The organism is Pseudocitrobacter sp. 2023LY-00077 (genome assembly GCF_055796175.1).
This window is the reverse complement of record NZ_JBSPEI010000006.1, coordinates 151,667-165,911: the sequence shown is the minus strand read 5'-3', so window position 1 is coordinate 165,911 and position 14,245 is coordinate 151,667. Positions and strand designations below refer to the sequence as shown.

Below are 14,245 nucleotides of genomic sequence, written 5' to 3'. Positions count from 1 at the left end.
CGTCCTGCCGCAGGTTGCTGACAACCCGGCAAATTCAGAGCAAATACCTCGTGCAGCATAGCACGTCTCGACCGCTGCGCGTGAGGCCGTATTTTGACAAGAAAACGGGGCCGTTGTCAGCCCGAAACGCGTAGAAACTCGCAGAAAGTGGCATTTTGGACATAAAAAAAGGCACATCGTTCGATGCGCCCTTGTACTGTGTCACATTCCCAAACGGGAAAACGATCAGTTTACCGCGTCTTTCAGTGCTTTACCTGCACGGAACGCCGGTACTTTCGCAGCAGCGATGGTGATCTCTTTACCAGTTTGCGGGTTGCGGCCAGTACGGGCAGCACGCTCTTTAACGGCAAAAGTACCAAAACCTACCAGCGCAACATCATCCCCGGATTGCAGAGATTCAGTAACAGAAGCAATTAAAGCGTCTAACGCACGTCCGGCTGCAGCTTTGGAGATATCCGCGCCAGCAGCAATTTTGTCAATCAGTTGAGATTTATTCACTGTTCTCTTCCTCTCTTTATTATTTATATCGCACCTGAATCCTTCACGGTGCAACGCGCAGCAGTTATATCAGGACTGTCATGCCCTTACAACAATAGTTGTCGATAACAGCCCTGTCAGGGTCCTAAATTAGCGAGACAAAAAAAGGCTGGCAAGTGTGTTTTCACCTGCCAGCCCTGTTTTTATTGACGCTATTTGCGCGAGGTCACTATTTTGCGGTTACAACCTGCATCCCAGTGGGCTCATTTTGCAGCGCAAGGGCCAGAACTTCCTCGATACGTTTCACCGGGTGAATATCAAGATCGGCCAGAACGTTGTCCGGAATCTCTTCCAGGTCGCGCTTATTCTCATCAGGAATCAGAACAGTCTTAATACCGCCACGGTGTGCCGCCAGCAGTTTTTCCTTCAGACCGCCAATCGGCAGCACCAGGCCACGCAGGGTAATTTCCCCTGTCATTGCCACATCGGCGCGAACCGGGTTACCGGTCAGACAAGAAACCAGCGCGGTGCACATGGCGATACCGGCGCTTGGGCCATCTTTCGGCGTTGCCCCTTCCGGCACGTGAACGTGGATATCGCGTTTTTCGTAGAAATCTGGGTTGATACCCAGTTTTTCTGCACGCGCGCGTACCACGGTCAGCGCGGCCTGAATGGATTCCTGCATGACTTCGCCCAGCGAACCGGTATAGGTCAGTTTGCCTTTACCCGGTACACAGGCGGTTTCGATGGTCAGCAGATCGCCGCCCACTTCCGTCCATGCCAGGCCAGTCACCTGACCGACGCGGTTTTCGTCATCCGCACGGCCGTAGTCGAAGCGTTGAACGCCGAGGTAATCGTGCAGATTGTCGCCGTTAATTTCGATGTGCTTCAGGGATTTATCCAGCAGTAGCTGTTTAACCGCCTTACGGCACAGTTTCGAAATTTCACGCTCAAGGCTACGCACGCCCGCTTCACGGGTGTAGTAACGAATGATGCCGACAATCGCGCTGTCATCCACCGTCAGTTCGCCTTTTTTCAGGGCGTTACGTTCGATTTGCTTCGGCAGCAGGTGCTGTTTGGCAATGTTCAGTTTCTCGTCTTCGGTATAACCGGAGAGACGAATCACTTCCATACGGTCCAGCAGCGGTGCCGGAATGTTCATGGAGTTCGAGGTCGCAACGAACATTACGTCGCTGAGATCGTAATCCACTTCCAGATAGTGATCGCTGAACGCCACGTTCTGCTCTGGATCCAGCACTTCTAACAACGCAGAAGCCGGATCGCCGCGCATATCGGACGACATTTTGTCGATTTCATCGAGCAGGAACAGCGGGTTTTTAACGCCCACTTTCGCCATTTTCTGAATCAATTTACCCGGCATAGAGCCGATGTAGGTACGACGGTGACCGCGAATTTCCGCTTCATCACGCACGCCGCCCAGCGCCATACGAATGTACTTACGTCCAGTCGCTTTGGCGATAGATTGACCCAGCGAGGTTTTACCCACCCCCGGCGGCCCAACCAGGCACAGAATCGGGCCTTTAATTTTGTTCACACGGCTTTGAACCGCAAGATACTCAAGGATACGGTCTTTCACACGCTCAAGGCCGTAATGGTCGGTATCGAGGATTTCCTGCGCCTGGCGAAGGTCTTTTTTGACCTTGCTGCGCGCATTCCACGGCACCTGCACCATCCAGTCGATATACCCGCGAACCACGGTCGCTTCTGCTGACATCGGTGACATCATTTTCAGCTTCTGCAATTCGGCTTCGGTTTTCTCTTTCGCCTCTTTCGGCATTTTCGCCGCGTCGATCTTACGCTTCAGCGCTTCGTTTTCGTCCGGCGCGTCGTCCATCTCGCCGAGCTCTTTCTGAATCGCTTTCATTTGCTCGTTCAGATAGTACTCACGCTGAGATTTTTCCATCTGCTTTTTGACGCGGTTGCGAATGCGTTTCTCAACCTGCAACAGATCGATTTCCGACTCCATCATCGCCATCAGATATTCAAGGCGTTCGTTGATGTCAGACATTTCGAGCACAGACTGTTTGTCCGCCAGTTTCAGCGGCATGTGCGCAGCGATGGTGTCAGCCAGACGTGCAGGGTCGTCGATGCTGTTCAGCGACGTCAGCACTTCTGGTGGGATTTTTTTGTTTAGCTTGATGTAGCCTTCAAACTGGCTAATCGCGGTACGAACCAGCACTTCCTGCTCGCGTTCTTCGATATCCGGTGATTCCAGATATTCCGCTTTTGCCGAAAAGTGTTCCCCGTTATCCGACAACGTGGTGATACGCGCACGCTGCAAGCCTTCAACCAGCACTTTGACAGTGCCATCCGGCAGCTTCAGCATTTGCAAAATAGAGGCCACGGTCCCGACGGTGAAAAGATCGTTTACACCCGGCTCATCCGTCGATGCTTCTTTCTGCGCAACCAACATGATTTTTTTATCATGATCCATGGCGGCTTCAAGGCAACGGATAGATTTTTCCCGCCCTACAAACAAGGGTATGACCATGTGCGGATAAACCACCACATCGCGCAACGGCAATACGGGGATTTCAATGCGTTCAGAACGCTCAGGATTCATAGAGCTCTCTCTTAGTTTAATGTCCGCCAGGTAATCAGATGACACAAGTGTGCGTCATGCCATCATTAACATGTATGTCAGTATATGGGGATGTATTCCACACATTCAACGCCATGATTACGGAAAAATAAAAGGGGAGATAAAATCCCCCCTTTTTGATTAACTGATTGTATGAATTGGCGAATTATTCACCAGAGGCTTGCTGCGCTTCCGGCTTACCGTAAATCAGCAGCGGCTTGCTCTGGCCGCCAATCACCGACTCATCGATAACCACTTTTTCGACGTCTTCCATGGAAGGCAGATCGTACATGGTATCGAGCAGTGCGGCTTCGACGATAGAGCGCAGACCACGCGCGCCGGTTTTACGGATCATCGCTTTCTTAGCAATGGCGTCCAGCGCTTCATCGCGGAATTCGAGATCCACGCCTTCCAGATTGAACAACGCCTGATACTGTTTGGTCAGGGCATTTTTCGGCTCTTTCAGGATCTGAATCAGCGCCTCTTCGCTCAGCTCATTGAGCGTTGCAACCACCGGCAGACGACCAATAAATTCCGGGATCAGACCAAATTTGATCAAATCTTCCGGCTCAACCTGCGTCAGCAGTTCGCCTTCGCTGGCTTTATCGGTTTTCGATTTCACGGTCGCGCCGAAGCCGATACCGGAACCTGTTTCTACACGATTAGCGATAACTTTATCGAGGCCCGCAAATGCGCCGCCGCAGATAAACAGAATCTTGGAGGTATCAACCTGCAAGAATTCCTGCTGCGGATGTTTACGCCCACCCTGAGGTGGAACGGCAGCGACGGTGCCTTCAATCAGTTTCAGCAACGCCTGCTGTACGCCTTCGCCCGAGACATCACGGGTGATAGACGGGTTATCAGATTTACGAGAAATCTTATCGATTTCATCAATGTAGACAATGCCGCGCTGGGCTTTCTGTACATCGTAATCGCATTTCTGCAGCAGTTTCTGAATGATGTTTTCGACGTCTTCACCCACATAACCGGCTTCGGTCAGGGTGGTGGCGTCAGCCATGGTGAACGGTACGTCCAGCAGGCGTGCCAGCGTTTCAGCCAGCAGCGTTTTACCGGAACCGGTCGGGCCAATCAGCAGAATGTTACTTTTGCCCAGTTCAACGCCGTTGCTGGTATCACCGTTGCGCAGACGTTTGTAGTGGTTATACACCGCTACAGCCAGGACCTTTTTCGCCTGTTCCTGACCGATGACGTAGTCATCCAGGTGATGGCGAATTTCATGTGGCGTCGGCAATGCACTACGTTCACGATGCGGCGCCACTTCTTTAATCTCTTCGCGAATGATGTCATTACACAGATCAACACATTCGTCGCAGATATACACTGACGGCCCGGCGATCAGCTTACGCACTTCGTGCTGGCTTTTGCCGCAAAAAGAGCAATACAACAGTTTGCCCGAACCATCTTTGCGTTTATCTGTCATGAGTCAAAACCTCTTTTTAAGTTCTTTGTGCCGCATATGACGACGCAAATGCCATTCTCAAGCGCAAGCCGCTTCGCAAGCGTTGTGCCGCCCATACATAGTATAGCGGCACACTCACGCTCTGGGCATCAATTACGATGGGTCAGGATGGAGTCGACCAAACCGTACTCTACCGCCTCTGAAGCAGACAAGAAGCGATCGCGTTCGGTGTCGCGTTCGATCTGCTCAAGAGATTGACCCGTGTGGTGAGCCATAAGTTCATTCATGCGCCCTTTCACTTTCAGGATTTCACGAGCGTGGATTTCGATATCCGTCGCCTGACCCTGATAGCCGCCCAGCGGCTGGTGAATCATGACGCGCGAGTTCGGCAGGCAGAAACGCTTGCCTTTCGCCCCTGCGGTCAGCAGGAATGCGCCCATGGACGCCGCCTGGCCCATACAAATGGTGCTCACGTCCGGCTTGATGAACTGCATGGTGTCATAAATCGACATCCCGGCGGTGATGACGCCGCCTGGGGAGTTAATGTACAGGTAAATATCTTTTTCCGGGTTTTCCGCTTCCAGAAACAGCATCTGCGCTACGATCAGGTTCGCCATGTGGTCTTCCACCTGGCCGGTCAGAAAGATAACGCGCTCCTTAAGAAGACGGGAGTAGATATCAAAAGAACGTTCACCGCGTGAGGTCTGTTCGATGACCATCGGCACCAGGGCCATATGGGGTGCAAAGTTATCTCGTTCGCCACTGTATGACATTTCCGTCTCCTGGATAAAAAAATGAAACCTGCTGTACTGCCTGCTCTGCTGTACTCATAGTACCTTGTGGACGGTTTACCAGCCATCGCAGCTAATACTTCCCCTTTTATGGGGACGAATCCACCCTATTTCAAGCATAACAATATTTTGCCGTTACGCTAACACCGAAACTGTGTTTTATCACGCTTACGCTGTCTATCAGTGCGATAAAAAAAACCCGCTGCCAGAAGGCAACGGGTTTTTGCTCAAACTTTAAACGCAGGAAGCGAAATTACGCCTGCTGGTTCATCAGTTCGTTGAAGGAAGTTGCTTTTTCAGACACTTTCGCTTTTTCCAGAACCGCTTCAACAGCCTGTTCTTCCAGAGCGACGCTGCGCATGTTTTCCATCAGTTCTTTGTTTTTGCTGTAGAACTCGATCACTTCTTTCGGATCTTCGTAGGCAGAAGCCATTTCTTCGATCAGAGTCGCAACGCGAGCTTCGTCAGCTTTCAGTTCGTGGGTGCGAATCACTTCGCCCAGCAGCAGACCAACCACTACGCGACGTTTAGCCTGTTCTTCGAACAGTTCACGCGGCAGTTCCATCGCTTGTTGCTGGTTGCCACCGAAACGCTGAGCAGCCTGGCGACGCAGAACGTCGATTTCGCTGTCAATCAGGGCAGCCGGAACGTCGATTTCGTTCGCTTTTACCAGACCTTCGATCGCCTGAGTTTTAACACGGTTACGTACTGCGCCTTTCAGCTCACGTTCCATGTTTTTACGCACTTCTGCACGCAGACCTTCAACGGAACCATCTTCAACGCCGAAACGTTTGATGAATTCAGCAGTCAGTTCCGGCAGTTCACGTTCTTCAACTTTTTTCAGGTTGATAACGAATTTCGCTGCTTTCCCTTTCAGGTTTTCAGCGTGGTATTCTTCCGGGAAGGTAACGTCGATGGTGAATTCTTCACCCGCTTTGTGACCTTTGATACCGTCTTCGAAGCCCGGGATCATACGACCCTGACCCATTGCCAGTACGAAATCAGTCGCTTTGCCGCCTTCGAATTCTTCGCCGTCTACAGAACCGGTGAAGTCAACGGTAACACGGTCTTCAGCGTCAACTGCGCCGTCTTTGTCTTTCCAGTTCGCCTGCTGTTTACGCAGGGTGTCCAGCATGCCGTCAACGTCGGCTTCGGTCACTTCAACAACCGGTTTTTCAACTTCGATTGCGTCCAGGCCTTTCAGCTCAACTTCCGGATACACTTCGAATTCAACCGCGTAGGTGAAGTCTTCGCCCAGTTTGTATTCGCCCGGAACGTAGTTCGGTGCACCAGCCGGGTTGATTTTTTCTTTGATGATCGCATCAACGAAGTTGCGGCTCATCAGGTCGCCCAGCACGTCCTGGCGAACAGATGCGCCATAACGCTGAGCAACAACATTCATTGGTACTTTGCCCTTACGGAAGCCGTCAATGCGTACTTTTTTCGCTACGTTGACCAGCTCGCTTTTTACAGCAGTTTCGATGCTGTCAGCAGGGATAGTAATCGTTACGCGGCGGCCAAGGCCCTGAGTGGTTTCAACTGAAACTTGCATCTTGTTACCTCAAAAAAATCACAGTGCTCGGTCAACTCTGAGTTTTGCCTCGCAATACCGGGATGTTCTCTTTAAATCAGATTCACATTCCGTGTCGCCAGAATCATCCCGAAGACATTCCGAAAAATAAGACGCGCATTATAGCGGCATCACTGATATGAGTCGAGAACGGTTGTTATGCCTGGATGCGGCTTTTTTCACAATTCCCGGCGATTTTTTGTCTGAAAAAGGTCAAACAGGTCCATTTTTCAGACAAAACAAAACGGCCCGCAGGCCGTTTTCTCATAAATCTGTACGCAACATACTGGAAAAGTTCCGTTAGTTGCAAATGCCTTTTCTACGCGAGACTGCCCGCGCCACGACAAGGTGGTGATGCGACGACTGTATCCTGTAACCCCTCCCACTCTTTACGCGTGTAGGTGTGCAACGCCAGAGCGTGCACCGTGGAAGCCAGTTCCTCCGTTAACGTGCCATAGATCATGCGATGGCGATTGAGAAAACGTTCACCGGTGAAACGATCGCTGACCAGCACCACTTTGAAGTGGCTTTCAGAACCCGCCGGTACGTTGTGACGATAGCTCTCATCCGTCACTTCGAGGAACACAGGTTCAAACGCTGCCCTTAATTTTTCTTCTATATGTTCACGTATCATCATGAAGTTACTCCTCCGACAACGTTGAGATGCCGTCTATCCCTTTAAATGTTAGCCGCTTTTACCGTTTCCATTACACAAAGACAACAAAAAATTAGCGTTTGTCTGATGTGAACCGGCAAACCAATGGCGTTAACTGCCTTCTCACGCCTTTTACGCCTCACGCCGAGGTCATTGTTGCGGCGCAAGGTTATAAAACGCACAACACGATGAATTTACATGCATTGCCTACTTCCCCTTGCCGTTGGCGATGTTATGATGGCGGGAATTTTCAGTAAACAATGCGTTTGAGAGCCTGAACATGTTAAAAAAAATCCTCTTTCCCTTAGTAGCACTGTTTATGTTGGCAGGATGCGCCACGCCGCCGACCACCATTGATGTGTCTCCTAAAATGACTCTGCCGCAGCAGGATCCCAGCCTGATGGGCGTAACCGTCAGCATCAACGGCGCTGACCAGCGTCAGGATCAGGCACTGGCCAAAGTCACCCGCGACAACCAGCAGGTTACCCTGACTGCCTCTCGCGACCTGCGCTTCCTGTTACAAGAAGTGCTGGAAAAGCAGATGACCGCGCGCGGTTATATGATTGGGCCTAACGGCGCGGTCGACCTGCAGATCATCGTCAGCAACCTGTACGCGGATGTCTCTCAGGGCAACGTGCGTTACAACATCGCTACCAAAGCCGATATCGCCATCATCGCTACCGCGAAGAACGGCAACAAGATGACTAAAAACTATCGCGCCAGCTACTCCGTAGAAGGGGCGTTCCAGGCATCGAACAAAAATATCGCTAACGCTGTAAACAGCGTTCTGACCGATACCATTGCCGATATGTCTCAGGACACCAGCGTCCACGGCTTTATCAAGCAAAACGCGCGTTAATCCCACTAAACTGACCCGACGCCACGTCGGGTCAGTGCTATAAGAACATGTCCAGCCATTATTTACGTATTTTCCAACAACCTAAATCGGCCATTCTGCTGATTCTTGGTTTTGCCTCCGGTTTACCCCTTGCGCTCACCTCCGGGACGCTGCAAGCGTGGATGACCGTCGAAAACATCGATCTGAAAACGATCGGCTTCTTCTCCCTCGTCGGCCAGGCTTACGTCTTTAAGTTTCTCTGGTCGCCAGTGATGGATCGCTACACGCCGCCGTTCCTGGGCCGCCGTCGCGGCTGGCTGCTGACCACGCAATGTTTGCTGTTAATCGCTATTGCCGCGATGGGCTTCCTTGAGCCCGCCTCACAGCTGCGCTGGATGGCGGCGCTGGCGGTGGTGATCGCCTTCTGTTCCGCTTCGCAGGATATTGTCTTCGACGCCTGGAAAACCGACGTGTTGCCTGCGGAAGAACGCGGGGCAGGCGCGGCAATCAGCGTGCTCGGCTATCGCCTGGGGATGCTGGTTTCCGGCGGTCTGGCGCTGTGGCTGGCCGATAAATGGCTGGGCTGGCAAGGCATGTACTGGCTGATGGCAGCACTGCTGGTACCATGTATTATCGCCACCCTGCTCGCGCCAGAGCCCAGCGACGTCATTCCCGTCCCGCGCAGCCTGGAACAGGCCGTTGTTGCGCCGTTAAAGGATTTCTTTGGTCGCAACAATGCGTGGCTGATTCTGTTGCTGATCGTGATGTACAAGCTGGGCGATGCCTTCGCCATGAGCCTGACCACCACCTTTTTGATTCGCGGCGTCGGTTTTGATGCCGGTGAAGTCGGAATGGTAAACAAAACCCTTGGCCTGTTCGCCACCATTGTCGGCGCGTTGTACGGCGGCGTGTTAATGCAGCGTTTAACGCTGTTCCGGGCATTGCTGATTTTCGGCATCCTGCAAGGCGTATCGAACGCGGGTTACTGGCTGCTGTCGGTCACCGATAAACATCTCTTCTCGATGGGCGCGGCGGTATTCTTCGAAAACCTGTGCGGCGGGATGGGAACCGCGGCGTTTGTCGCGCTGCTGATGACGCTGTGTAACAAGTCGTTCTCAGCCACCCAGTTCGCCCTGTTATCGGCGCTTTCTGCCGTGGGCCGCGTCTACGTGGGGCCTATCGCCGGTTGGTTCGTTGAAGCACACGGCTGGCCGACGTTCTATCTGTTCTCGGTTATCGCCGCCGTTCCGGGAATTTTATTGCTGCTTGTCTGCCGCCGGACGCTGGAATATACCCAGCAAACCGAACAGTTTATGCCGCGCAGCACCTTCAGTGGGGGTTATCGCTTTGCCCTGCGTCTGTTGCTCATTGGCGCACTGTTGTTAGGCGCGTGGCTGGTCATGCTGGTAATTGATGCGCTGGATCTGGCGTCACTCCCCTTCTCGACCAGCGTTCTGGAAGCCGGGGCATTGATTGCCATTGCCGGGATTTTAGTCGGTTGCGTGCTCGATTATCTGGCGCTACGTAAAACGCATCAGATGTAAATCATGCGAGTCCTTTGTAATCACGATATGTAATTATTTTGGACTCCCATGAACCAACTGGATAATTTGTTGTTTCGTGCTTTTTAGAATTCTGGAAATTACTGGAACCAATAAAAAGTGCTTTATTTCATTAACCGATTCAGCAACCGGTCTATTATTTTCTCTTTACTGATTTGTCGCGGATTTGATGATTAATTGTTAATTATTTGTATATTATTGACAATGGTTATACCAATTGACATTTCATATGTGCTTTTTATCCCCCCTTCGTTATAACACCCGTCAAATGAGCAATCTGCCTGAAAAATAGACACAATTGGCAACATGTGTGACATCGACGGCAGAACCTAGTAACAGATAACTGACAGAGTGCCATTCGCATTTACAGTAATGTAACTTTCCCGTAAAATACCCACACGCTTTAAGCGCCACCAAACCCCGTGGAATTGAGGTCGTTACATGAGACTCAGGAAATACAATAAAAGTTTGGGATGGTTGTCATTAATCGCAGGCACGGTTTTACTCAGTGGTTGTGATTCTGCACTTCTTGACCCCAAAGGACAGATAGGACTGGAGCAACGTTCGCTCATACTGACGGCTTTCGGCCTGATGTTGATTGTCGTTATTCCCGCCATCTTGATGGCAGTTGGTTTCGCCTGGAAGTACCGTGCGAGTAATAAAGATGCGAAGTATAGCCCGAACTGGTCACACTCCAATAAAGTGGAAGCTGTGGTCTGGACGGTTCCTATTCTGATCATCATTTTCCTCGCCGTACTGACGTGGAAAACCACGCACGCTCTTGAACCAAGCAAACCGTTAGCCCATGACGAGAAGCCTATCACTATTGAAGTGGTTTCTCTGGACTGGAAATGGTTCTTCATCTATCCGGAACAAGGCATTGCTACCGTTAACGAAATCGCTTTCCCGGCGAACGTTCCGGTGCAGTTCAAAGTGACCTCGAACTCCGTGATGAACTCCTTCTTCATCCCGCGTCTGGGTAGCCAGATCTACGCGATGGCCGGTATGCAGACTAACCTGCACCTGATCGCGAACGAGCCGGGTATCTATGACGGTATTTCCGCCAGCTACAGTGGCCCGGGCTTCTCTGGTATGAAGTTCAAAGCCATTGCGACGCCGGATCGTGCCGCGTTCGACCAGTGGGTCGCGAAAGCGAAACAGTCTGGGAACACCATGGATGACATGGCGGCATTTGAGAAAGTGGCTGCACCGAGTGAATACAACAAGGTGGAGTACTTCTCCAGCGTGAAACCGGATTTGTTTAAGGCTATTACGGGCAAATTTATGTCTCACGACACAAACATGAACATGTCCCAACCTGAAGGCGAGCACGCAGCGCATGAAGGGATGGAAGGCATGGACATGAGCCACGCGGAAGCCGCTCACTAAGGGGCCGAGGAAGAAAACGATGTTCGGAAAATTGACACTGGATGCAGTGCCGTTCCATGAACCAATTGTCATGGTAACGATAGCTGCAATTATCGTCGGGGGACTGGCGATACTGGCAGCGATCACTTATTTCGGTAAGTGGAGCTACCTTTGGAAAGAGTGGCTGACCTCGGTCGACCACAAACGCCTTGGCATTATGTATGTCATCGTCGCTATCGTCATGCTGCTGCGTGGCTTTGCCGACGCCGTCATGATGCGTAGCCAGCAGGCGCTGGCTTCCGCGGGCGAGGCGGGCTTCCTGCCGCCGCACCACTACGATCAGATCTTCACCGCTCACGGTGTTATCATGATCTTCTTCGTGGCGATGCCATTCGTTATCGGTCTGATGAACCTCGTGGTTCCGCTGCAGATTGGTGCGCGTGACGTTGCGTATCCGTTCCTGAACAACCTGAGCTTCTGGTTCACGGTTGTCGGTGTGATTCTGGTTAACCTTTCTCTGGGCGTCGGTGAGTTCGCACAGACCGGTTGGCTGGCCTATCCGCCGTTGTCGGGAATTGAATACAGCCCGGGCGTCGGGGTCGATTACTGGATATGGGCGTTGCAGCTCTCCGGTGTCGGTACAACGCTTACGGGTATCAACTTCTTCGTCACTATCATCAAGATGCGTGCACCGGGCATGACCATGTTCAAGATGCCGGTATTTACCTGGGCATCACTGTGCGCCAACATCCTGATTATTGCTTCCTTCCCAATTCTGACGGTTACCGTCGCGTTGCTGACCCTGGATCGCTATCTGGGCACCCATTTCTTCACCAATGATATGGGCGGCAACATGATGATGTACATCAACCTGATTTGGGCCTGGGGCCACCCGGAAGTGTACATCCTGGTTCTGCCGGTGTTCGGTGTCTTCTCCGAAATCGCGGCGACCTTCTCGCGTAAACGCCTGTTTGGCTACACCTCACTGGTGTGGGCGACCGTGTGTATTACCATCCTGTCGTTCATCGTTTGGCTGCACCACTTCTTTACCATGGGTGCGGGCGCCAACGTAAACGCCTTCTTCGGTATTACCACGATGATTATCGCCATCCCGACCGGGGTGAAGATCTTCAACTGGCTGTTCACCATGTACCAGGGCCGTATCGTATTCCACTCAGCCATGCTGTGGACTATCGGCTTTATCGTGACCTTCTCTGTAGGTGGTATGACCGGCGTACTGCTGGCGGTACCGGGCGCAGACTTCGTGCTGCACAACAGCCTGTTCCTGATTGCGCACTTCCATAACGTAATTATCGGTGGTGTGGTCTTCGGATGCTTCGCAGGTCTGACCTACTGGTGGCCGAAAGCCTTTGGTTTCACGCTGAACGAAACCTGGGGTAAACGCGCATTCTGGTTGTGGATCATCGGCTTCTTCGTGGCGTTCATGCCGCTGTACGTGCTGGGCTTCATGGGCATGACCCGTCGCCTCAGCCAGCAGATTGACCCGCAGTTCCACACCATGCTGGTTGTTGCAGCCTGTGGTGCGGCACTGATTGCTCTGGGTATCCTGTGCCAGCTGATTCAGTTCTACGTGTCTATTCGCGACCGCGACCAGAACCGTGACCTGACCGGTGACCCATGGGGTGGCCGTACTCTGGAGTGGGCAACCTCTTCCCCGCCTCCGTTCTATAACTTTGCCATTGTGCCGCAGATCCATGAACGTGATGCATTCTGGGAAATGAAAGAGAAAGGCGAAGCGTACAAACAGCCAGCGAAATATGAAGAAATTCATATGCCGAAAAACAGCGGTGCGGGCATCGTGATTGCCGCCTTCGCGACTATCTTCGGTTTCGCCATGATCTGGCATATCTGGTGGATGGCAATCGTCGGCTTCGCGGGCATTGTTATCAGCTGGATTGTGAAAAGCTTCGACGAGGACGTGGACTACTACGTGCCGGTCGCTGAAGTCGAAAAACTGGAAAACCAGCATTTCGATGAGATTTCTAAGGCAGGGCTGAAAAATGGCAACTGATACTCTGGCGCATAACGCCCACGCGCACGAACATGGGCACCACGATGCAGGCCCGAATAAGGTATTCGGTTTCTGGATCTACCTGATGAGCGACTGTATTTTGTTCGCCTGTCTGTTCGCGACCTATGCCGTGCTGATGCACGGCACAGCAGGCGGCCCGACCGGTAAGGACATCTTCGAACTGCCGTTCGTTCTGGTGGAAACCTTCCTGCTGTTATTCAGCTCCATTACCTATGGCATGGCGGCTATCGCCATGTACAAAAACAACAAGAGCCAGGTCGTTTCCTGGCTCGCTCTGACCTTCCTTTTCGGGGCAGGGTTCATCGGGATGGAAATCTATGAATTCCATCACCTGATTGCTGAAGGTATGGGCCCGGATCGCAGTGGCTTCCTGTCCGCGTTCTTCGCGCTGGTAGGTACCCACGGTCTGCACGTCACCTCTGGTCTTATCTGGATGGCCGTGCTGATGATTCAGGTTTCCCGTCGCGGGCTGACCAGCACTAACCGCACCCGTATCATGTGCCTGAGTCTGTTCTGGCACTTCCTGGACGTAGTGTGGATCTGTGTGTTCTCTGTAGTTTATCTGATGGGGGCGATGTAATGAGTCATTCTACCGATCACAACGGCGCATCCCACGGCAGCGTGAAGTCCTATATGACGGGCTTTATCCTGTCCATCATCCTGACGGTTATTCCGTTCTGGATGGTGATGACGGGTTCAGCGTCGCCGGCGGTGATTCTGGGAACCATTCTGGTAACGGCGGTGGTGCAGATTCTGGTACACCTGGTGTACTTCCTGCACATGAACTCGAAGTCTGACGAAGGCTGGAACCTGACTGCGTTTGTCTTCACCGTGATCATCATTGCCATCGTGGTTGTAGGCTCCATCTGGATTATGTGGAACCTGAACTACAACATGATGGTTCACTAA

Annotated in this window: 12 protein-coding genes; 6 read left to right on the top strand and 6 right to left on the bottom strand. The window is 52.1% G+C overall.

Annotated features, from left to right (window positions below):
- Nucleotides 1-225: 225 nt before the first annotated feature.
- From hupB to bolA, 6 genes are all read right to left on the bottom strand, one after another.
- A complete protein-coding gene (gene hupB, locus ACWWFX_RS10010) occupies nt 226-498 on the bottom strand; it encodes a nucleoid-associated protein HU-beta (RefSeq protein ID WP_015965566.1) in 273 nt (90 codons plus the stop codon).
- 208 nt (nt 499-706) lie between these two features.
- A complete protein-coding gene (lon, locus tag ACWWFX_RS10005) occupies nt 707-3,061 on the bottom strand; it encodes an endopeptidase La (protein WP_276222301.1) in 2,355 nt (784 codons plus the stop codon).
- A gap of 184 nt (nt 3,062-3,245) precedes the next feature.
- Entirely contained in the window at nt 3,246-4,520 is a 1,275-nt protein-coding gene (clpX, locus tag ACWWFX_RS10000) for an ATP-dependent protease ATP-binding subunit ClpX (RefSeq protein ID WP_015965568.1), read from the bottom strand.
- 128 nt (nt 4,521-4,648) lie between these two features.
- On the bottom strand, nt 4,649-5,272 hold the full coding sequence (gene clpP / locus ACWWFX_RS09995; RefSeq protein ID WP_003021624.1) for an ATP-dependent Clp endopeptidase proteolytic subunit ClpP: 624 nt from the start codon (nt 5,270-5,272) through the stop codon (nt 4,649-4,651).
- Between the two features lie 271 nt (nt 5,273-5,543).
- Nucleotides 5,544-6,842, bottom strand: a complete 1,299-nt coding sequence (gene tig / locus ACWWFX_RS09990; RefSeq protein ID WP_015965570.1) for a trigger factor — start codon at nt 6,840-6,842, stop codon at nt 5,544-5,546.
- A 337-nt stretch (nt 6,843-7,179) separates the two neighbouring features.
- Nucleotides 7,180-7,497 (bottom strand): transcriptional regulator BolA, encoded by a 318-nt coding sequence (bolA, locus tag ACWWFX_RS09985; RefSeq protein ID WP_041686300.1) that lies wholly within the window; start codon nt 7,495-7,497, stop codon nt 7,180-7,182.
- A gap of 298 nt (nt 7,498-7,795) precedes the next feature.
- Here bolA and ACWWFX_RS09980 point away from each other — a divergent pair, with 298 nt between their 5' ends.
- From ACWWFX_RS09980 to ACWWFX_RS09955, 6 genes are all read left to right on the top strand, one after another.
- A complete protein-coding gene (locus tag ACWWFX_RS09980; RefSeq protein ID WP_473223721.1) occupies nt 7,796-8,374 on the top strand; it encodes a lipoprotein in 579 nt (192 codons plus the stop codon).
- Nucleotides 8,375-8,421: 47 nt separating this feature from the next.
- On the top strand, nt 8,422-9,897 hold the full coding sequence (gene ampG, locus ACWWFX_RS09975) for a muropeptide MFS transporter AmpG (RefSeq protein WP_276222294.1): 1,476 nt from the start codon (nt 8,422-8,424) through the stop codon (nt 9,895-9,897).
- Between the two features lie 459 nt (nt 9,898-10,356).
- A complete protein-coding gene (gene cyoA / locus ACWWFX_RS09970) occupies nt 10,357-11,304 on the top strand; it encodes a cytochrome o ubiquinol oxidase subunit II (protein ID WP_473223720.1) in 948 nt (315 codons plus the stop codon).
- 19 nt (nt 11,305-11,323) lie between these two features.
- A complete protein-coding gene (gene cyoB, locus ACWWFX_RS09965; RefSeq protein WP_276222290.1) occupies nt 11,324-13,315 on the top strand; it encodes a cytochrome o ubiquinol oxidase subunit I in 1,992 nt (663 codons plus the stop codon).
- Nucleotides 13,305-13,916, top strand: a complete 612-nt coding sequence (locus ACWWFX_RS09960; protein WP_015965576.1) for a cytochrome o ubiquinol oxidase subunit III — start codon at nt 13,305-13,307, stop codon at nt 13,914-13,916. Before cyoB ends, ACWWFX_RS09960 begins: the two co-directional genes overlap by 11 nt.
- Nucleotides 13,916-14,245, top strand: a complete 330-nt coding sequence (locus ACWWFX_RS09955) for a cytochrome o ubiquinol oxidase subunit IV (protein ID WP_015965577.1) — start codon at nt 13,916-13,918, stop codon at nt 14,243-14,245. The genes ACWWFX_RS09960 and ACWWFX_RS09955 overlap by 1 nt, the downstream gene beginning before the upstream one ends.

Excerpts from the sequence above, each read along its gene's own strand:
- clpX (WP_015965568.1), bottom strand. The coding sequence starts at position 4,520 with ATGACAGATAAACGCAAAGATGGTTCGGGCAAACTGTTGTATTGCTCT.
- ACWWFX_RS09955 (WP_015965577.1), top strand. The coding sequence starts at position 13,916 with ATGAGTCATTCTACCGATCACAACGGCGCATCCCACGGCAGCGTGAAG.
- cyoB (WP_276222290.1), top strand. The coding sequence starts at position 11,324 with ATGTTCGGAAAATTGACACTGGATGCAGTGCCGTTCCATGAACCAATT.
- ACWWFX_RS09980 (WP_473223721.1), top strand. The coding sequence starts at position 7,796 with ATGTTAAAAAAAATCCTCTTTCCCTTAGTAGCACTGTTTATGTTGGCA.
- tig (WP_015965570.1), bottom strand. The coding sequence starts at position 6,842 with ATGCAAGTTTCAGTTGAAACCACTCAGGGCCTTGGCCGCCGCGTAACG.
- ampG (WP_276222294.1), top strand. The coding sequence starts at position 8,422 with ATGTCCAGCCATTATTTACGTATTTTCCAACAACCTAAATCGGCCATT.
- clpP (WP_003021624.1), bottom strand. The coding sequence starts at position 5,272 with ATGTCATACAGTGGCGAACGAGATAACTTTGCACCCCATATGGCCCTG.
- ACWWFX_RS09960 (WP_015965576.1), top strand. The coding sequence starts at position 13,305 with ATGGCAACTGATACTCTGGCGCATAACGCCCACGCGCACGAACATGGG.
- cyoA (WP_473223720.1), top strand. The coding sequence starts at position 10,357 with ATGAGACTCAGGAAATACAATAAAAGTTTGGGATGGTTGTCATTAATC.
- lon (WP_276222301.1), bottom strand. The coding sequence starts at position 3,061 with ATGAATCCTGAGCGTTCTGAACGCATTGAAATCCCCGTATTGCCGTTG.
- bolA (WP_041686300.1), bottom strand. The coding sequence starts at position 7,497 with ATGATGATACGTGAACATATAGAAGAAAAATTAAGGGCAGCGTTTGAA.